The 19,893-nt window shown below is 57.9% G+C and carries 16 protein-coding genes and 1 tRNA gene; 7 read left to right on the top strand and 10 right to left on the bottom strand.

Going from position 1 to position 19,893, the window contains the following annotated elements; translation table 11 throughout:
- Positions 1–81: 81 nt before the first annotated feature.
- The gene (locus tag VO84_RS22025; protein WP_082661732.1) at positions 82–1,020 is read left to right on the top strand and encodes a phytanoyl-CoA dioxygenase family protein; all 939 of its coding nucleotides are present in this window, start codon (positions 82–84) and stop codon (positions 1,018–1,020) included.
- Between the two features lie 71 nt (positions 1,021–1,091).
- The gene (locus tag VO84_RS05340) at positions 1,092–2,708 is read left to right on the top strand and encodes an NAD(P)/FAD-dependent oxidoreductase (protein ID WP_058186259.1); all 1,617 of its coding nucleotides are present in this window, start codon (positions 1,092–1,094) and stop codon (positions 2,706–2,708) included.
- 359 nt (positions 2,709–3,067) lie between these two features.
- On the opposite strand, the gene VO84_RS05335 is transcribed toward VO84_RS05340, so the two are convergent.
- A tRNA-Ser gene (locus VO84_RS05335) sits at positions 3,068–3,157 on the bottom strand.
- Positions 3,158–3,314: 157 nt separating this feature from the next.
- Here VO84_RS05335 and VO84_RS05330 point away from each other — a divergent pair.
- Together VO84_RS05330 and VO84_RS05325 are read left to right on the top strand one after the other, a co-directional pair.
- On the top strand, positions 3,315–7,235 hold the full coding sequence (locus tag VO84_RS05330) for an alpha-amylase family glycosyl hydrolase (protein WP_157439738.1): 3,921 nt from the start codon (positions 3,315–3,317) through the stop codon (positions 7,233–7,235).
- A gap of 10 nt (positions 7,236–7,245) precedes the next feature.
- Complete coding sequence (locus VO84_RS05325; protein WP_058186258.1) at positions 7,246–7,449, top strand: hypothetical protein; 204 nt, start codon at positions 7,246–7,248, stop codon at positions 7,447–7,449.
- Between the two features lie 5 nt (positions 7,450–7,454).
- Here VO84_RS05325 and VO84_RS05320 read toward each other — a convergent pair whose 3' ends face one another.
- From VO84_RS05320 to VO84_RS05310, 3 genes are all read right to left on the bottom strand, one after another.
- Complete coding sequence (locus VO84_RS05320; RefSeq protein WP_058186257.1) at positions 7,455–7,892, bottom strand: hypothetical protein; 438 nt, start codon at positions 7,890–7,892, stop codon at positions 7,455–7,457.
- A 50-nt stretch (positions 7,893–7,942) separates the two neighbouring features.
- Positions 7,943–9,172 (bottom strand): FtsX-like permease family protein, encoded by a 1,230-nt coding sequence (locus VO84_RS05315; protein WP_058186256.1) that lies wholly within the window; start codon positions 9,170–9,172, stop codon positions 7,943–7,945.
- 100 nt (positions 9,173–9,272) lie between these two features.
- Positions 9,273–11,519, bottom strand: a complete 2,247-nt coding sequence (locus tag VO84_RS05310) for an NHL repeat-containing protein (protein WP_231737790.1) — start codon at positions 11,517–11,519, stop codon at positions 9,273–9,275.
- Between the two features lie 190 nt (positions 11,520–11,709).
- On the opposite strand from VO84_RS05310, the gene VO84_RS05305 reads away from it, so the two are divergent.
- Entirely contained in the window at positions 11,710–12,084 is a 375-nt protein-coding gene (locus VO84_RS05305; protein ID WP_058186254.1) for a hypothetical protein, read from the top strand.
- A 30-nt stretch (positions 12,085–12,114) separates the two neighbouring features.
- On the opposite strand, the gene VO84_RS05300 is transcribed toward VO84_RS05305, so the two are convergent.
- The 5 genes from VO84_RS05300 to VO84_RS05280 all read right to left on the bottom strand — a co-directional run bounded on the left by VO84_RS05300 (position 12,115) and on the right by VO84_RS05280 (position 16,807).
- Positions 12,115–12,813, bottom strand: coding sequence for an aspartate/glutamate racemase family protein (locus VO84_RS05300; protein ID WP_082661731.1), 699 nt, complete (start codon positions 12,811–12,813; stop codon positions 12,115–12,117).
- A gap of 67 nt (positions 12,814–12,880) precedes the next feature.
- On the bottom strand, positions 12,881–13,273 hold the full coding sequence (locus VO84_RS05295; protein ID WP_058186252.1) for an RNA-binding S4 domain-containing protein: 393 nt from the start codon (positions 13,271–13,273) through the stop codon (positions 12,881–12,883).
- Positions 13,274–13,284: 11 nt separating this feature from the next.
- A complete protein-coding gene (locus VO84_RS05290; protein WP_058186506.1) occupies positions 13,285–13,665 on the bottom strand; it encodes a RidA family protein in 381 nt (126 codons plus the stop codon).
- Positions 13,666–13,791: 126 nt separating this feature from the next.
- Complete coding sequence (locus tag VO84_RS05285) at positions 13,792–14,802, bottom strand: NAD(P)-dependent alcohol dehydrogenase (RefSeq protein WP_058186251.1); 1,011 nt, start codon at positions 14,800–14,802, stop codon at positions 13,792–13,794.
- 106 nt (positions 14,803–14,908) lie between these two features.
- On the bottom strand, positions 14,909–16,807 hold the full coding sequence (locus VO84_RS05280) for a SpoIVB peptidase S55 (protein WP_157439737.1): 1,899 nt from the start codon (positions 16,805–16,807) through the stop codon (positions 14,909–14,911).
- Positions 16,808–17,029: 222 nt separating this feature from the next.
- Between VO84_RS05280 and VO84_RS05275 the strand changes: the two genes are divergently transcribed.
- Positions 17,030–18,220 (top strand): VWA domain-containing protein, encoded by a 1,191-nt coding sequence (locus tag VO84_RS05275; RefSeq protein ID WP_058186249.1) that lies wholly within the window; start codon positions 17,030–17,032, stop codon positions 18,218–18,220.
- Between the two features lie 70 nt (positions 18,221–18,290).
- On the opposite strand, the gene VO84_RS05270 is transcribed toward VO84_RS05275, so the two are convergent.
- The gene (locus VO84_RS05270) at positions 18,291–19,124 is read right to left on the bottom strand and encodes an energy transducer TonB (protein ID WP_058186248.1); all 834 of its coding nucleotides are present in this window, start codon (positions 19,122–19,124) and stop codon (positions 18,291–18,293) included.
- A gap of 295 nt (positions 19,125–19,419) precedes the next feature.
- Here VO84_RS05270 and VO84_RS22410 point away from each other — a divergent pair, with 295 nt between their 5' ends.
- Positions 19,420–19,800: an HNH endonuclease gene (locus VO84_RS22410; protein WP_157439736.1), complete on the top strand. Its 381-nt coding sequence runs from the start codon at positions 19,420–19,422 to the stop codon at positions 19,798–19,800.
- The last annotated feature ends 93 nt before the right edge of the window (positions 19,801–19,893 follow it).

The following is a 19,893-nucleotide window of genomic DNA, read 5'->3' as shown; positions in this document are numbered from 1 at the left end:
TCCAGACAAGCTCCGCGATTCCACTGTGTATCGTGACTACCATGGTGTCGTCACAATCCAGTAATCGGCGGGGGCAGTTGATTGAAAGCTTTTCATGAAACTCGGGCAGAGAACATCACGTCGGAGCAACTGCAGGAAGAAATCAGCACTAGGGGATATGCGCTCATACGCGAGCTCTTGCCGTGTGAAGCTGTTGATCCAGTGCTTGCCGATATAACACGGGTGTTATCCGCAGCAGGATGGCTTCTCCATGACCGCGAACCACTGGAGCGCATCGCGGATTCTAATATGGCATGTGGGGATCCTGACCCCGCATTTAAACGGACCTATCAGGACGTATTTAACCTGGAATCATTTCATGCTCTGCCACATCATCCAGCGCTGAGAAAAATCATGGAGATGCTTATCGGCGATCAGGTTCTGATTCATCCAAAACCCATTGGGCGCCTTATCTTTCCAGACTGCGAGCGCCTGGTGGTCCATGCACACCAGGACTACGAATTCATGGGTGGAGATCCGGAGTTCTTCACTGTATGGATATCCTTGCATGACTGCCCGATTGAAGCAGGACCTTTGCAGATACTGGAGGGATCGCATCGCTTCGGAGTTCTGCACCACGAACGAGATAATCTGCACGTTCCAGAGATTCAGGATGGAGTACTCGCGGGAGAAGAATGGGTAGGCGGCCGTGTAAACGCAGGCGACGTGCTTATATTTCATAGCCTGACCGTTCATGCAGCCCTGCCCAATCGCTCCGAGTGTCTTCGTATTTCACTTGATTGCAGATTTCAAGATGCGCGACGCGCCGTCAACCCGTCTAATTTGGTTTTTGCTGGAGAGTCCGGCAAATCGTGGCACAAGACTTACGCATTCTGGCGCTCAGATGAGTTGAAGTTCTATTGGGAAAACCTTCCGCTTACGCTCAAACCCTCGAAGGCGGAACTGGAAGATCTAGCCCTCACAGCGGCGTCGCCGTCTGCAAGAACGCGTTATGCCAGGATTGCGAGTCAACTTAGTTAGCTGTCGTGTTCCGCCGATGCGGAGTGTGGTGAATCCGATGGCCACCCGCAGGACATTAAGTAATCATTACGATGTCGAAACCAACCCGCACTGCAGTGATCATCGGCGCAGGACCAGCGGGCTTGACGGCAGCTCTGGAGTTTTGTCGACACTCATCAATCCATCCCATCGTTCTTGAAGCGTCCGACCGAATTGGCGGAATATCGTGCACCATTCGCCACAATGGAAATTGCATCGACATTGGCGGCCACCGCTTTTTCTCCAAGTCCGATCGAGTGATGGACTGGTGGATGAGCATCATGCCCATCGAAGGGAGGGAAGAGAAGACAGATCTCTTGATTCAGTATCAAAACCAACAGCGTATTGTCACAAAAGCGCCCAGCTCTGCATCTTCACACCTGCTCAATCCCATTCCAAATGCAGATTGCGTCATGCTCGTCAGGCCGCGTAAGAGCCGAATTTACTTCATGCGCTCTTTACTGGACTATCCTCTTTCTTTCTCACGCGCGACATTCCGTCTTCTTGGCGGCCGTCGCACCGTTCTCATCTTGATAAGTTATCTCCGTTCGCAATTGCGCCAGCGCAGACCGGAGAAAAGCCTCGAAGATTTCTTTATCAATCGCTTTGGACAGGAGCTCTACCGCAGTTTTTTTAAAAGCTATACCGAGAAAGTGTGGGGTGTTTCTTGCGATAAGATTTCCGCCGCCTGGGGTGCACAACGTATCAAAGGCCTTTCTTTACGTACAGCTCTACTGCACTTCTTCAATCGGCTCTTGGCGGGTAAGAATTCCACGGATATTCGGCAGAAGAGCTCTGAGACCTCGCTCATCGAGGAGTTTCTTTATCCAAAATATGGTCCCGGTCAGTTATGGGAACACGTATCGAAACTTATCTGCCACTGCGGCGGTGAGATCCGCATGGGCTGGAAGGTAACAAAGCTGCACGTGGACATCGATTCGGATGGAACGGCGCGTATCGTTTCGCTGGGCGCCCTGACTCCCGATGGGGCGTTGGAAACCGTACACGGAGATTACTTTCTCTCTACGATGCCCGTGTGTGAACTGATTCGTGCTATCGATGTTCCAGCGCCGCCAGATGTGAAGGCCATCTCGGATGGCCTGGTTTACCGCGACTTCATTACCGTAGGCTTGCTGGTTGACCGCCTCCTGATCACTGAAAACGACGGCTCTGCCGTAAAAGACAATTGGATCTACATTCAAGAACCGGATGTAATGGTCGGCCGCATCCAAATCTTCAATAACTGGAGTCCGCACTTAGTTGCAGATCCAACCAAAATGTGGATTGGACTTGAATATTTTTGCTATGAAGCCGACCCCTTGTGGAAGAAATCCGACACTGATCTTATACGATTCGCTATTGATGAGGTAGCAAGCATCGGCATTCTGAAGAGCGACGAAGTGCGCGATTCATGCGTCTTGCGGGTCCCCAAAGCCTACCCGGCTTACTTTGGAACCTACGACCGTTTCGATGAGATCGTGCGCTATATGGAAAGGTATGAGAACCTTTTCCTGATCGGGCGCAATGGCATGCACAAGTACAACAATCAGGACCATTCCATGTTGACCGCCATGGTTGCTGTCGAGAATATTCTCACAGGCGTCAAAAGCAAACAAAATATCTGGGAAATCAATACCGAGCAGGATTTCAATCAACGGAAGAAAGTCTAATTGCGACTGTAAGGCTGCTTGATCTCGTTAAGATGCCGCGCAATAATATTAACAAAACAGTCTCTCCCAGCCTCTCTTCTCATTCACCACATGACGAACATGGTAAACGCCTCCTTGATGATGTTCTGGCTCGCCATTCACTAACGCGTAAAAGGGCCTGAGTCTTCCATTGCTGGTCTTAACCGCAGGGGCGAACGGGCAGCTCCCGTCCGCCCCTGCGGATGCGAATGTAAATACCAGCACTCACGAGAATACTCCCGTAGAGGAATACCGACGTCAGCACAGGTTTTTTGTGGATCAGACCAGAATTCGGTAACAGGAGTAGTAACAGCTCCCATAACCCTTATGTTTTCATAGGATGGCGGAGAGGGTGAGATTCGAACTCACGGTAGCCTTTCAGCTACGTCCGCTTTCGAGGCGGGTGCATTCAACCACTCTGCCACCTCTCCGTATCGATTGGACTCTCCTAGTCTACCGGGTCAGCATCTGCATGGCAATGCCGCGACAGCCCAGAATGCTTCCTGAGCATCACACACTCCCGGAATGATACTGTACCCTTGGATTGCGTTTCGCCGAAAAGATGCCGGACAGGAGCAAGCCCATCCCATGATGGAATTCCACATCGCGCGAGCCGTGCGCCAGCGCTACCACTTCGACGAAACCCTCTTCTCCTTCAACGGCAACGTCATCTTTGCCTCGCTTTCCGCCTGCCGCGACTTCGCGCACCGCATGAATCTCATCCGCGAAGTGGAAAAACACCCCGAGCGTACCATCCACGCCGGCCAGCTTTACGCCATGGGCCTCATTGATGAGGCCAGCCACGCCCTCATCGCCCGTTACCGTGAGCGCTTCGATCCCGAATTCCTCACCAGCGCGCTCGAATGGTTTGCCGGGCAAGTCGGCGGCTCTGAGGTCGACAAGCTTCTGCTCACCTTCGTCGAAAACTTCCCGGGTTCCACAGTCATCCGCAGCGAGCACACCCCGCAGCAGTGGCTCGCTGCCGCCACCTCGGGCCGCCCGCATCGGGAAGTCGCTCTGGAAGAGCTCCTGCTTCTCTGGGCCGCCAATCACAATCCCGCTTTCCAGCCCTTTAATGAGCTCTTCAACGACTCAGCTCTAGCGCAAACCACCGCCTACCGTGAAGTCGCAAAGCAGCTTCCTGATTACTTCGCCACGCGTCCGCTCATTCCCGTGGAAGGCGCTGAAGCGCTTGATCTTCTCTCGCTCCTTGTCGCCCCGGCGCAGGCCGCGCCCACATCGCTTCGAGCCCAGCTTGAGAGTCTCCGCCAGCTTTGGAAGCCTCTCCTCGGCGAATCCCTGGATCGCTTCCTCTTAGTCGCCGGTGAAGTACTCCACGAAGAAGAACTCGCCATCTGGATGCAGTTCAACCCACCCGCTGTTCAAGCTCAGGCAACCGCGGCACAAGCTGCGGAGCAGCGCGAACTCGCTCGCCAGCAAGGCCTCCACCACGACTGGGGCGGCTTGGAAAGCCGCGCAGAAGTCCCAACTTACGGCGATCCTGCGCAGGAATACGAAAAGTTCTCCCCAGACACAGCCTGGATGCCGGAAACGGTGATGATTGCCAAAAGCACCTACGTCTGGCTCGCCCAGCTCAGCAGGGCGCACGGCCGCGAAATCACTCGTCTCGATGAAATTCCTGACGAAGAGCTCGCCACTCTCGCCAAGCGCGGCATCAACACTCTCTGGCTCATCGGCGTCTGGGAGCGCAGCCGCGCCTCACGCACCATCAAGCTCCTCATGGGCAACACGGACGCCGTGGCCTCCGCCTACTCGCTCTTCGATTACCGCATCGCCGATGATCTCGGCGGCGATCCCGGCTACACTCGCCTCCGCGATCGCGCCTACCATCACGGCATCCGCCTCGCCAGTGACATGGTTCCGAACCACATGGGCATCGACTCCCCCTGGGTAGTCGAACATCCCGAGTGGTTTATGTCCCGCGGCGACTCGCCCTACCCGGCCTATAGCTTCAACGGTCCCGATCTCTCCGCCGATCCTCGCGTCGAAATCAAAATCGACGACAAATACTTTTCCCAGGAAGACGCCGCCGTAGTCTTCCGCCGTCGAGACAACTCCTCCGGCGACATCCGCTACGTCTATCACGGCAATGACGGCACCAGCTTTCCCTGGAATGACACCGCGCAGCTCGACTACATGAACCCCGACGTCCGCGAGCACGTCATCCAGACAATCCTTCACGTCGCGCGCCTCTTTCCGGTCATCCGCTTCGACGCCGCCATGACCCTTGCCAAGCGCCACTTTCATCGCCTCTGGTTTCCTGGTCCCGGCGCAAGCGGCGCCATTCCCTCACGCGCCGAATACGGCATGACTCAGGCTGAATTTGATCGCCACATGCCGCTGGAATTCTGGCGCGAAGTCGTCGATCGTGTCGCCGTCGAAGTCCCCGGCACGCTTCTCCTCGCGGAAGCCTTCTGGCTCATGGAAGGTTACTTTGTCCGCACCCTCGGCATGCACCGCGTCTATAACTCGGCCTTCATGGTCATGCTTCGCGATGAAGACAACGCCAATTACCGCACCGTCCTCAAAAACACCATCGAGTTCGATCCCGACATCCTCAAGCGCTACGTTAATTTCATGTCTAATCCAGACGAGCGCACCGCCATCGACCAGTTCGGTAAAGGCGACAAGTGCTTTGGCGTCGCAGTGCTCATGGCCACGCTCCCGGGCCTGCCCATGTTCGGTCACGGCCAGATTGAAGGCTTTACCGAAAAGTATGGCATGGAGTATCGCCGCCCGCGTTACAACGAAGACCCTGATCCCTCGCTCATCGCGCGCCATCAGCGCGAAGTCGCCCCGCTCCTCAAGCTCCGCCGTCTCTTCGCGGAATCTTCCAATTTCTTCCTCTACGATTTCATTCATCACAGCGGCGCTGTCGACGAAAACGTTTTCGCCTACTCGAACAGCTCCGGCAGCTCACATGCACTCGTCGTCTATAACAACGTCTACGGATCCACCCGCGGCACCATCCGCCAGTCGGTCCCTTACGCTGACAAGTCCGCCGGCACCATCCGCGAGAAATCCCTCTGGGACGCCCTCGGCTTCACACCCGCCGATACCGCCCCCAACGTCATCTTCGCCTGGACGGACTCTCTCACCGGTCTCGAATATCTCGTCCGGGCTACGGACTTCGCCACTCGCGGTCTCCCGCTCTCGCTCCACGCATACGAGTCCCGCGTCCTCCTTAACTGGCGCACCCTCCACGCCTCCGCACAAAAGCCCTGGGACAAACTCTGTGATCAATTAGTAGGCGCAGGCGTGCCTCATCTTGAAGATGCGTTGGCCAACTTCGAACTCCGTCCCGTGCACGCTGCTCTCGCCGCCGCTCTCGATCCGGTTCTCATCCGCCATCTCGCAGACAACGCCACTATCACCCCCACGCAAATCGCCGCCGCCACTGCGCCCACAGCATCCAGCCCTGTTTCTGCAAGCCCTGCTTCTACAATCAAGAGCAGGGAACTGACCGCTCTTCTCGATGATGCCTGGACCCGCCTCCAGTCCCTGCTCGCCCAGGCCTGCGTAGCCCAAACGCGCTCCGCTGCCCCCAAGCCCAGCCAGTCCGCTTCCTGTGAGGAAGAAGAATTCACCGGCGAATCCGCCGTCTTCCGCAAGCTCATCCGCGCGGCTCTTCATATTCCAGCGCTTGAAGCCGCATTCCCCGCTTCCTGGCCGGCAGCCGCACGCCGTGTCCTGCCCTCCGCCAGCCCCAGCGCTGTCTCAACAGCCCTCTGGGGCCCGGTCTTCGGCTGGTGTATCGTTCAAACGCTCACTGAAGCGCAGGAAACAAAAAATCCTGCTCAAACAGCACTCGCTCTTTTTGACGCGCTCCGCCTCCGCGAGCCGTTCGCCAAAGCCTTTAAAGCTCTCGGTATGGAGAGCGAAGAAGCCTGGCGCACCGCGGCCCGTATCAAGATCCTGTTGCTCGTCCAGACCCAGGCCGAAAACGTGGAAGCCGAGTCGCCGACAGTCCCGCACGATCTTTGGCACGATCCTGACTTCCACTGGCTCACTGGAGTCCACGAGGCCGAAGGTCACGAATACATCGTCCGCGAGCCCTACGAAGAACTTCTCTGGTTCCTTCAGCTTCCTGACCTGCTTTCGCTGGCCGCACAACCCGCGCCGAATCCGGCCTTGCTTGAATCACTCTCCCAAAAGGTAGAAAGGAATCTCATGGTTCTCGAAGACGCCGGCTATCGACTCGACAAAATCATCCCACCGGATCCAATCACCGAGCCTGAGACAACGCCAACGGAAGTGCCAATCGAAGAACCAACAACCGAGCCAACCGCCGAACCAATCGAAGAACCAGACCCTGAATCAATAGAGCCGCAATCAGAGCCGGGAACCATAGACACGTCTGAACTCGAACCCGATCCCTCTCCGAGCGAACCATCCAAACTCGCCGCCGAACCAGGAGACGACCCGGAAGATGAATCTGAAGTTGATTTGGAAAACACAACGGAAGCAGATCAAGAGAAAAAAGAATAATCTAAAACCTATGGAACGCTTCTGCGCCAACTGCCACGCTGTTCTCGCTGAAGAAACTCAGGCCGACTGGTGCCCAGCCTGCGGTGGCGCAATCCTCGAACGCGCATCGGATCCCGCGCTGCACCCTACAGCCGCAGGCAAGCCAGAAGTCGATCATCGCGGCATCGTCCTGCCCCGCCGTCACGCCCTCGGCGGCATCATCACGCCACAGTGAAATCGCTATTTCTTCTTTAACGCACTTGCAGTTGAAGGCGTGTTCGCAGCAGAATCCTTCTTCACCGATATCACTTTCATCCCCTGCCACTGCGTCGGAATCTGCTCCATCTTGAACTTCGGCCACTCCAGCGGAATCGCCTCTAATTTCGCAGTATCAGTGGGCAGCAGTTTCAAGCCGGGATAGAGTTTCTGGGCCTGCGCCGCTGGAGGCACCGGAGATTGCAACACAAAGCTCCCCGCAGGCGGGTGCACAATAATTCCCTCATCGAGCCGTGGAGTGAGAACAATATTAGGAAGTTGAATGGAGTTATGGTCCGGTGGTACTGCACCCTGTGGAAGCTGAAAAATCGTCCCACCGCGGCCAAGAGATTTTTCATTAGCAGATTGCCCCGCAGCCATCGCCGCAGCACAAAACACAGATCCCAGCACGATCAGCTTCATTGCACCCCCCTAACCACTGGACGTTCCAACGCGCCCCAGGATAGCAGAAACTATTCGTACCGCAGCGCCTCCGCCGGCAATATCCGAGCAGCCGCCTGCGAAGGATACAGTGTCGCCAGCAGTGAAACACCCAACGCCACTACAGCCACAACTACGCCATCCACCAGCCGCGGCGCAAACGGCAGCCGGTCAATCGCATACACCTCTGCTGACAAGTGAATCGGATAATGTCCGCCAACCCAAGCGCCTGCATACCCCAGCACCAGGCCAATCACCGTGCCAATCGCAGAAATCAGCAGCCCCTGCAGCAGAAAAATTCTTCGCACCTGCCCCGGAGCCACGCCAAAGCTCATCAGCACCGCAATGTCGCGCGTCTTCTCCATCACCATCATCGTCAGCGCAATCAGAATATTCAGCGCCGCAACAATCACAATCAGTGCAATCACAATAAACGTCACATACTGTTCCAGCTTCAGCGCGCGAAAGAGTTCCTTATTCTGTTCCATCCAGTTCGTCGTTAGAAAGCCCTTGCCCGCCACCTGCTCAATCGCCCGTCCCACCTCCGGCGCGCGATTCAGGTCATCGAGCTTAAAGCTCATCACGCTCAGCAGGTCCGGCTCGTCGTACAGCCGTTGCGCATCTGTCAGCCGTACGTAACCCCACCCCGAGTCGTACTGATAAAACCCTGAATGATACGTCCCCACCAGCTTGAACGGGACCGATTTAGGCACAATCCCCATCGGCGTCAAATCCCCCTGAGGGCTCACCAGCATCACGGAGTCGCCCACAGTCACGCCAATCGAATCCGCCAGGTCCTTCCCCAGCACAATCGGCGGCACAGGGTCCATTTCACTAGTTGGCTCCAGCGCACGCATCGCCTCCGGCCCAGCCTTCTCCAGCAGCCGGCTCACCGTCAGCTCATCCTTCGGCACAATTCCTTCCACCAGCGCAAATCCCGCTCGCGCCCCATGCGCTACCATCACCTGTTCATCCAGTTCGCCCGCTACGGCCTTCACACCCGGCACCGTGCGCAGCTTCTCCATCAGTGGCTGCCACGCGCGAATCCCTCCCGACACATGCATCAGCTGCACATGCGCGCTCGCATCCACCAGCCTGTCCTGCAGGTCGCGCCGCATCCCATTCGTAATCGCCAACGCAAGAATCAGCGCAGCCACACCTGCGGCCACGCCGGCCACGGAGATCGCCGTCACCACGCCCACCACGGCCTGCCGCCGCTTGGCCTTCAGGTACCGCGCCGCAATAAAAAGCTCAAACCGCATGAAGTGGGTGTCTCAGTTCGAATTTGCTTTGAAAGGGCACGGCTTTAGCCGTGCCAAAAATGCGAGAAAAATAATTCGGGGCTTTAGCCCCCAGAGAAACCTACTTTACAAACACCGTCTTCGCCACACCAACATTGTCATGCCGGTCGTAGGCTCGCACGGTCAACAAATGCTCTCCCGCCTTCAAACCCGCAGAAGCCGGAATCGTAATCTCATAATGTTCTTTCTTCGCATCCGACAAGTTACCCACCGGCTCAACGTACTGCCACGGCCCCGCATCCAGCGAATACTCTGCCTTCTCAATCGCGCTCACCGCATCCTCGACATCAAACCGGAAATTCATCCCACTCACCGCCAGCCCGTTCACCACCGGCGGAGCCGTATCCACCTCAAACCGATCGCTGACCTTCTCGCCCGTCAGCGCATCGCCCGGCGTGTGGGAAGGCGCATCGCTCGCCACCACCTTCAGCTCATACCCGCCATCCGGCAGCAGCGTCTGGTCAAAGCTATAAGCCTTCTCCGTAATTCCATCCTTCAGCAGACGCCACACAGTCTCACCATCCCCGCGCAGATACAGCGCAAAGGTCAGATCATCGCCATTGTCATCATGCGCCGCCCACCGCGCCGTCGCCGCCGTCTTGTCCTTCACCGCATTCAGCGTCGAGCTCGATCCGCTGTCGAATCCACCCGAGCCGCTGCTCGCGGAAGGAAACGTAATATTCACCGTCTGCTGCTGGCCTGATCCTTGCGGCTGCGGCGTCCACCGCGCTCCCGGAACAACCACCAGCTCATCCATCACCGGAGCCGAATTCACCGGCAGATAATTCACGCCCACTCCGCCCAGCACGCCGCCCGCACTCAGCTGAGCCTTCCACTGCATGTATCGCCCGGCGGGTGAAGCCACCGCGCCATTCTTCACCGCAGCCCACTCGCTCCACCCACGTACCGGCTGCTCCACATTCCCGCTGCGCGTCCAGACCGTATAGCCACTCGATCCCGGCTCAATCTCCACGCGTCCAAACCGCGCCAGCGCGCCCGCATCCAGCACATCGCTCTGGTACTCATGCTTGTCTGCGTTCGCTGTCAGCGCAACCACTTTGCCCGTATTGCCGGTGCCAATCAGCACGCCATCTTTCGCGCTCGCCAGCGCCAACCCCTGCTGCGCTTCCAGATGCGCAATATCCGCAAAGCTTCCATCCTCGCGAATCCGGAACACCCTTCCGCGATTTCCGCTCAGCGCCAGCAGCCCATCCTGGGCCGCCGCAATCGCGTACACCACCTCATCCTTGCCCGCCCACACCCGCCGCGGAGCCTGTCCGCCCGCATCCTGTTTCGGATCAATCGCATAAATCTCCGATCCCTCCGGCAAGGACGAGCTCGCATTCGCAGCCTGCACACTGCCCGGCTGCACCACTGTAATCGTCACCGTGCCTGTGCCCTGCACCGGCAGCGGAGGCAGCGGATTCCGCGTCTTGTCTCCCACATCCGCCACAAAAATCGTGCCGTTCGCGCCTACTGAAACCGCGGTAATCTCCCGCCGCGGCGCCTCAAACAGCACATACCCTTTTCCGCTCGCGTCAATCCGGTAGACCAGCCCCGAGCCATCCGACCCAGCAATCAGATTTCCCTTCGCATCCCACGCCAGTGCACGAATGTGCGCTTCATCGCTCTTGAAAAATAATTCCGGCTTAGTGTTCGACTTCGACACATCTACGCGCCACACCGCGCCCGGCCCACCCGTCGCAACATACAGCCGCCCAGCATTGTCAAAGCTCAGATCCCAGACATACCGCGACTTTGCCTCAGCCTTATCGTCGTTTTTGTCCGCGTCCTTCGCATCGGCGGGCATTCCAGCTTGAGCCAGATCAAACACCACCGTCGCATTCGACTCATCCTGCTTTGCCGTCGCCGCAGGATTCAGCTTGTACACCTTGCCGCTCGGAATTGTAGCCACATACAGCGCCCCATCCGGCCCCACACGCACCACTTGCACCGCCAGGTCCTTCGTCTCGAAAACGGTGAACGGCTTTCCGTCGCTCCCAATCCGCAACACTGTTCCCGGCGAGCCCGTTCCCACAAACGCCGTGCCGTTTTTATCCGCCGCCACGCTCCACACAAACGTTGAAGGCGTGGTCGCCAGCTCCTTAATTCCCGGAGCCTCCCGCAGCCTGCCGTTGCTCTCAATCGAGACGCCCAGCGGAGTGCCTTTTTCAAAATCCTCAGCCCGCGTTTGCGTCCACAGATGCGTCCCCTGTGCCATCACCGGAGCACACACTGCTGCTGCCGTCACACCGGCAAAAACCCAACGTTGTAAGTAGCTGTAATTCAAGAGAAATTCACGCCTCATGCTGCCGTTGAGTCTACTAGACGATATGGGGCAGGGAATAGTTATCCGCCAACCGTCCATTGCAGAGTTTCAAAATAGAAAAACCGATTTTTTGCTATGATGTCTGCCGCAGACACAGGTTGTGGTGGACGCGCGGCGAAATACCGCGCCTGAATCTTCGAACACCTGTAAGCCTCTTTCTGGAGGGACTATGCCGACGAGAGTGCGCTTTACCTTTTCCAACATGTCGCAGACGCTGATAGCACGGAGAGCCTACGGGACAAACGCGGCAGCATGGGTCACCGCGCCGCCCTCCAATCTCTATCCGGTCGCTTCGAACGTACCGCACAACAGCCCCTTGAACACGGTGCAGGGACATAGCGGTGAAGCCGATCTCAACGCCGGAGGCTCGGTGACGATGATTTACAACGTCGGAGCCGGAGGGACTTCCACTTTTACCGCCACTTTGCCTCCCGCGGCGGGTGCTGCCCCCCATATCAACGTGGTCAACACCGGCGTGATAGGAGCCACGCATCGAACCAGTGGCAACGAGCATCAGTGGGACATCGCCATCAACTTTCGGTGAGTTCGATCCCGGGAAAATGATCTCAATAACTCAATCAGGCGCAATCGCCCCCATAATGGCATCAATGTGTACGCGAGCCCCATCCACATGCGGAAAATCCGTATTGTCTGGGTTGAAGACAAACGAAAGATCGGTTCCGGCAAGAAGAATCGCGTCCAGCTGTTCACGCTCGATCAGCGTATGCGCCAATCCACGCAATGTTTCATACTCTTCTTGCGATGCCTGCTCCTTCGCCACAATGCGCACATAAATCTCATGGATCAGGTCGATCTCTCCTGCCTGCGGAGAAACAACCTCGGCGCGATTATTCAGCCTGCCGAACAGCCCGGTCTCCATCGTTACCCGTGCTCCAAAGATAGCAACGCGCTGAAGTCTGCGCCGTTCCATCTCATCCACGATCACATCCAGAATGTTGATCAGCGGCAAAGGAGACATGGCGGCTAACTCTTCAGCGCATACCTGCGGCGCAAATGCAGGAATCGTGGCAAGAGCGGCCCCGCCGTCTGCCAATCGCGCCAACAGTCCAGATAAATACTCCGCAAGTTCACGAGCTTCGCGCGCAGCTGCAAGACTCATCACCCGCCGTACATCCGCGTGAACCATCAGCAGATCAGGCGTGACACCGCGGGCCAGGTGAGCATTTACCAGAGATCTGTAATAGAAGATTCCTGCGCCCACTCCGAGTCCGGCAACCAGACCAAAAGCTCGACGCTGTGATGGAGGTGTCATGCTAAAGCCGATTCTAGAGCACAGATATGTGGTTCTATAGAGCCGCACGCGACAACCGCAATCTTCTTTACTCCATCCCTTGCCGGAACTTGTGTATCAGCCGTCTATCCTTCTTGCTCGGTCTGTGTTCCGGCATCGGCATCATCGCCTGCATCGCTCTGCGAGCCTCGGCCTCCTGCGCGCGCCGCTCCTTGCTCGCATCCGTCTCGCGAAACAGCCCTTGCGCCACGCTCGCCGGCCCGCGCACCTCGCTCACCGCCAGCACCTCAATCTCAAACTCGCCGCCCTCATTCCGTACCCACACCATGTCGCCCACGCGCACCTCGCGCGCCGGCTTCACCTCCAGGTGGTTGATGCGAATCCGCCCCAGATCGCAAGCCTTCACCGCCAGCGCCCGCGTCTTAAAAAAACGCGCCGCCCAAAGCCACTTATCAATCCGGATATGTGAACTTTGACTCATCTCTCACCCACTCAAGCCTCAGCAATCGCCGCAATTGAAACCTTCAATCCAGGAATCTTCGCCGGCAGCTTCGCCCCCTGTCGTGCCGGAGGATTAGAAGCAAACCACTTCAAATACTCTTCATTCATGCCCGCAAACTCATCCTCATCCGCCAGCACGATCGTCACGCTTGCAACCTTGTCCAGCGAGCTTCCCGCCGCTTCGAGAATAGCGGAGATATTCTTCAGACATTGCCGCGTCTGCTCCTGAATCGTCTCTCCAACAATCTTCCCAGTCGCAGGATCATGCGGAGCAGTCCCGGAAACAAAGATCAGGCCGCCTGCCCTGACCGCCTGGCTATATGTAGCGGGTGGTTTCGCCGCATCGGTTGTAAAGACGATCTGTCGAGACATGAACTCTCCTTGCGGCAGCGTGCCAGATATATCATCGCGCATTCTAAATACAAAGGGCCGCATGAAAGCGGCCCTTCTATTTAGATTTTCCTGATCTCTGATCTCTGATCTCTGACCACTGATCTCTCAGTTAGCCAGCACAGCCCGATACCGAACCTTATTCTTCTTCACCTTCTCAATTGCCTCATTCGCCTTCGCCATCGGGAAGGCCTCAGTCTGCGCCTTCACACCGTGCCGTGCCGCCACATCCAGCATCTCGCGAATCCGCGACGGGCTGCCGATCGGACTTCCAGCCACCGCCTTCTGCCCGGCAATCAGCGGAAACACCGGCCCCAGCGAAACCGGCCCCGGCGTCACTCCCAGGAAGCACAGAGTCCCGGTGGGCCGCAGCGCCTGCAACAACGCGCTCCAATCCATATCCGCACTCGCCGTATTCAAAATCAAATCGAAATTGCCCGCCAGGTCTTTCAATGACCGCGTTTCGCGAATATTCGCAAAATGATGCGCTCCCAGCGCACGCGCCTCTTTTTCCTTCGCCGCGGAAGTCGAAAACGCCGTCACCTCAGCGCCAAAAACCCGCGCAAACTGGATCGCTATATGTCCAAGCCCACCAATCCCGATAATTCCCACTCGCGACGACGGATTCACGTCATACTCGCGCAGCGGGTTATAGACCGTAATTCCTCCACACAGCAGCGGAGCCGCATGCTGGCTCTCCAGAGCTTCCGGAATCGGCGCCACAAACCGCGCATGCGCTCGCACGCGGTCCGCATAGCCGCCGTTTCGCTTCACGCATGTACCTTCAGACTGCGAGCACAGATTTTCTCTGCCTTGGATACACCAGTCGCACACGCCGCAGGAGTTCGATTGCCACCCCAGCCCCACGCGCTGGCCCACTTCCAGGCCCTTCACTAGCGAGCCCGCCTCCGCCACCGTGCCCACAATCTCGTGTCCGGGAATAAACGGATACTGGCTGATGCCCCAGTCGTTCGCAATCAGGTGCAGGTCGCTGTGGCAGATGCCGCAATGGGTAATGGCGATTTCAACTTCTTCAGGTCCCAACTCGCCGGGTTCATAGTGAAAGCGCGTAAGCTCTGCGCCCGCCGCATGGGCTGCCAATCCGTGTATCTGGGCCATGGTCGTGCCTGTCCTCGCAAGAAAGGGGGATGATCCGGAAAAATGCCGGTACCAGTGAAGGACTGTCTCGGAGTGACAATCCGATTTACTTCAACCGAATTCCCTCCTAGTGTACCCCGCCGCCCGGCTCAATGCTCACCGTCAACACCTGAAAACCGTTCAGCGTTCCACCCACCGCCGCATCCGCCGCCACAATCGCCGTCTCGCCGCTCAGGCTTGCCTCCTGGCCTGCCCGCAGCGTCTCCAGTGCATTCGCCATGCTCAGCGGCAGGCTCGTCAATGTCTGTCCCGCCACGCCCGCCTGCGTCTCCGGAGCCAGCAGGCTCACATAAATCCGGTCCGCCGCATGCTGGCTCCGCGCCTGCGCCAGCGCTGCTTCCATGCTGCTCGGCTTGGCTGAAAGCCGTGGTGGATCCATCGTGCGGTCCAGCGTTCCCGCATCGCTGATCAGCACCCGCAGCGATCCCGGCTGCAGCCGCGCCGGCAGCTTCACCGCAATCCGCACATTCCGCGCCGGCTGCTGCCACGGCCGCACCGTCGCTTCCACCTCAATCGTGTCGCCCGCATGCGCAATATTGCTCGAAATCACCCGCGCCGATTCCAGATCCACGCTCACCCGTCGCGGAATCACTTCCACATCCAGCTTCAACGCATGCATCGCGCCCTGCCGTCCGCTGTTCGCGTAGAACCGGTTAAACTCCTCCGCCGCGCCCAGCGCAGCCATCAGCGGCGCCGGCTGCATATCGCCGCCGCTCGCCCATGAGTCCACAGGAGCTGAAAACGGTGCAGCACCCGGAACCGTCTCCGCCCCATCCATCTCAATCCGTCCCGTCACGTGATAGCTCGTCTCAGCCGCGTTGTCGTTTGAGTCCAGCAGCGCGTTATACAGCGCAACCAGCACCGCCTGCGCCGTCAGCGAGGACTGATCCAGCACCTCAAACCGCACCATCCGCATTTTTCCCGTACCGGAATGAATCGCCACTTCCACCGGAATCATCTTCGCCTTCGCGCCAAAGACGCCCTTGATCGCCGCGTCCCGATCTTCCGTAAACGCCCCAATCTCCCGCCCCGTGTTCACAATCTTGAAGGCATTCAGCGGAGAAGCCAGCGTCGCCACCACCTCCGTCTCCGTCATCGGCAGGCTCACCGGCCCCAGCTGCTGCAGCGGATGCCCGCATGCCAGCAGGTTCTTTTCATCCACATACGTCACCGTGCATGTCGCGGCAATCTCCACATCGCCCCGCACCAGTTGCGCGCTCACCGCCTCACCCGGCAATACTCTTGTCCCCTCAGGAGCAATCTCTGTGGTGCCGCTCGATCCCATCCCACCCGCAGCCACCATATCCAGCCCGGTGCCCTTCATCCGCTCCTGCCACAGCCGCACCGCCTCGGGATGAAACCCGCTCATCACTAGCGGCGTCTCCATCGCCTGCATCATGCTGGTTCCTGCATCATCCGGGTGCCCCAGGTCTCTCGCATTTGGGGACCTGGGATCTAAGTCGGTCACAGAACTAGGGTGCCTCACCCTCGCGACGTCGTTGTTTTTGTCGCTAGGGTGGGATAGCGAAGAAGCAGGCAGATCCCTCACCTCCAGCATCTGCTCAATCGGCGTAATCCCCGCAATCGGGTCTTTACTGAACTGCCCAATCCGGTAACTCAGCGACCCCAGCAGCCGGTCGCCCACATACACCGGGCTGCCGCTCATTCCCGCCACCACGCCCGTGTACTCCGGCTTCGCGCCATGCAGTTGCGCCAGAATCATGTCGTGTCCCGGCCCACGCCCGCCGTGCAGCACACCCAGGATCTCCACCTGCATCGGCTCCGGCTTCGTCCCGGTAAACACCGTCCAGGCCGTCGCCATCATGCCGCGCTTCACCTCGCTCAGCGGAACAAACCCCTTGCTCACCGGCGGCCCATCCTGTGCTGCGACACACAACCCCACACCCGCAGCCAACCCCGCCACAAGCACCGCCGCCACCAATCTCCGCCGTACACCTATCGCCATTACTTGAATTCCCACGTCTATAACTGTAAATCCGCTCCGTCTGGATATTCAGTTAGACGGTTACATTTGTTATCTCGTGCGAAAAGCGGCGAACCGAATTGAAAGGTACAGGCTTTAGCCCGTACTTGAACCTCTGCGAAACTGACGGGCGTTAGCCCCCGAGGAAAGATCCCCCAACCGGATCAGCGTCCCACCGCGTATCCTGTTGGCACTGAGGCTGCAATGCATATCGGAATCACAAATCGAATTCTTCCACTCTTTGTCCTTCTCGCCCTCGCCGCGCCCTTCGCTATCGCGCAGAACACTCCCGCACCCGCGCCGGCCCCGCAACCTCAGCAGCCAGACCAGACCGCACCCGACTCCGGCGGCCCCGCAGGCGACAATGGAAACATCGCCCTGCCCAAAAAGAAGGACCAGCCCGCCGACACGGCCCCGGCGCCGCCCGCGCCCGCCGAGCCCAAGGTGAGGCCCCCCGAGGGCCTCACCAACATTCCCGCCCTCCGCATCACCGTGCCTGAAGTCACCGTCGACGTAGGCGTCGTCCTTGAAAAGACCCATCAGTTTGTCCCTAACCTCAAGCCCGCCAACTTTAAGGTCTATGAGGACGGCGTCGAGCAGAAGGTCATCGGCTTCAAGCGCGTCGAAGCCCCCATCACGGTCCTGCTCGTCTGCGAATTCGCCTCCACCAACTACAACTTCATCTACGACATGCGCAACGCCGCCTGGGCCTTCGCCCAGCAGCTCCACCCGCAGGACTACGTCGCCATGATGACCTTCGATATGCGCACGCAGATCATCACCGACTTCACCCAGGACAAGCGTCAGCTCCTTGAAGCCATCAACATGCTCCGCATCCCCGGCTTCTCTGAGCGCAATCTCTTTGACGCCGTCTATGAAGCCGAAGACCGCCTCTCCCGCATTGAAGGCCGCAAGTACATCGTCCTCATCGCCTCAGGTCGCGACACCTTCTCCAAAATCACCTACGACAAGATTCTTCAGAAGGTGAAGAACACTCCTGACATCTCCATCTTCACCGTCTCCACCGGCGGAGCCATGCGCGCCATGACAGAAGGCAGCGGCGGCCTGCGCGGCGGTATGCGCGACATCGACTACCTCCAGGCCGATAACGAGATGAAGACCTTCGCCAAATACACCGGCGGTAATTCCTACTTCCCCCGCTTTGTGGGCGAAATGCCGGATATCTTCGAAGACATCAACCACAACATCCGCTCCAAGTATGAGCTCGTGTACCACCCTCTCAACACCAAAACGGATGGCACCTACCGCAAGCTACGCGTCGAGTTGGTGGACGATGAAGGCCACGCCCTCCAGTTCCAGGACGAAAAGCACAAGCCGCTCAAGTACGACACCGTCTACCGCGACGGCTACCGCGCCAAACCGGAAGTCGAATAGCTCCTGTCTCGCTGCATATCGGCTATGCTCGGCCCGAGCTTAGCCGGTATGACTTCATCCAGATCTCGTCCTATCGTGAATGAAAAAATATCGCGATCTTCATGATCGCCGGCACTGGCATACCGTCATACGTCGCCGGCTTAAAGCGATAACGCAACACTGCTTCAATGGATTGTTCATCCATTCCGTAGCCTACCGGCCGCGCGATCTTTATATCCCCAGGTAATCCTTCCGCGCTCACCGTGATCTCCAGCATGATAGTGCTGTCGATATTTTTGTCCTTCGCCTGTTGGGTGTAAGACGGGTCCACGGTGAAGATTGCAACAGGCATTTTTAGCTTCGGATCTTTCAAACCCGGTCCAGCCGGATCGTGCCGCACCTGGGCTATAGAACCCAGCGCAAATACCGCTTTCTCCGGCACACCTTTCAATGCCTTCAAATGCTGTTCCGGCTGTGAGTGAAAGCGCAGGGAATGTACCTCCTGTCCTAGTGCATTCTTCTCCGTCGCCGTGCACCCCGTGAGCTTGATCGTGTCCGTCAGGTCCACTGCCACAACAGAGCCATTCAGCATCGCCGGCTTGAAACGATTGGCGCGCGCCAGCACGACGGCCAACCTATCCAGATCATTGCCAATCGCATGGATAAACATCACGTTCCGCGGGTGCCCGTCAGCGTCCACAATGAAGGTAAGCTCAACTTCCCCCGATGCAGACTTATCGCACTTGTCAGCCATGAGGCTCGACAAGTCAGCAGGCAGCAGCTCCGGAAACGATGCCACTTTACCCGCTTCGTACAGCGAAACCTCTACCCGCTGCGGATCGACAGCAGGTTGCTTCTCCTGCGCCGACGCATACGCCCAACCGCCCAACATCACTACAAACGCAATCCATTTCCGCGTCTTCAATCTTCCTCCAACCTGTGGGAAAGCCCCAACCTACCACAACGAAAATCATTCCCTTTAGCTGTCGCACCCTTTCGGCGTTCTGTGCGGCCAGGGTGGGAGGGCAATTTTAAACGGATTTCGGGACTTCAATCCCCAACCGGAGAGAGCCAGAGCCTTTAGGCTACGGAACATCTTCCGGAAAAACGGGGCCTTCAGGCCCGGAGATTACTGAAACGCCCCCGATCCACGGATCACTTCATATAGATCGCCGCCCCCGCTCGCGTCGCGATCAAGTTCCCCCGGAATCGGAGACTTCATGAGCAGCAACAGGCCGTTTGACTTCAGCGATTTGGTGCGGGAGCAAGCGCGGCTCCGTCAGTTTGGGCTCTGCGCCGTTTGTGGAATGTCCCTGAATGATCAGTGGGAAGAAGCGCACCACGTCATCCCCAATCAGTCCGGCGATCCCGAAGATGCAAACCACGCATGGCTCAGAACCGTCATCAACTGCGTGGCCCTCTGCGATAGCTGCCACGACCAGGTGCACGGCCACAACAAGACCACCGGAGCCGTCGCGCCGCCCGAGTACTACGAGTATTCGCACGGCCCAAACAGGGTCCAGCATCAGGCTTGGGTAAGCGACCTCAACCACAGAGCCATGCTTTTATGGGGAACTCTTCCATCCAGAATTCACTCATAACGGAGTCGCTCCGTCTGAATAACGGCGATCTTTAGGGTGATACCTTAGAACGGTAACTCATTCATTTCACGATCCAAACGTGGATCAGTCCCC

Source organism: Occallatibacter gabretensis, assembly GCF_001449115.1.
GTDB classification, from domain to species: Bacteria; Acidobacteriota; Terriglobia; order Terriglobales; family Acidobacteriaceae; genus Telmatobacter; species Telmatobacter gabretensis.
The sequence above is the reverse complement of the archived record's forward strand: the minus strand, read 5'-3'. Positions and strand labels throughout refer to the sequence as shown.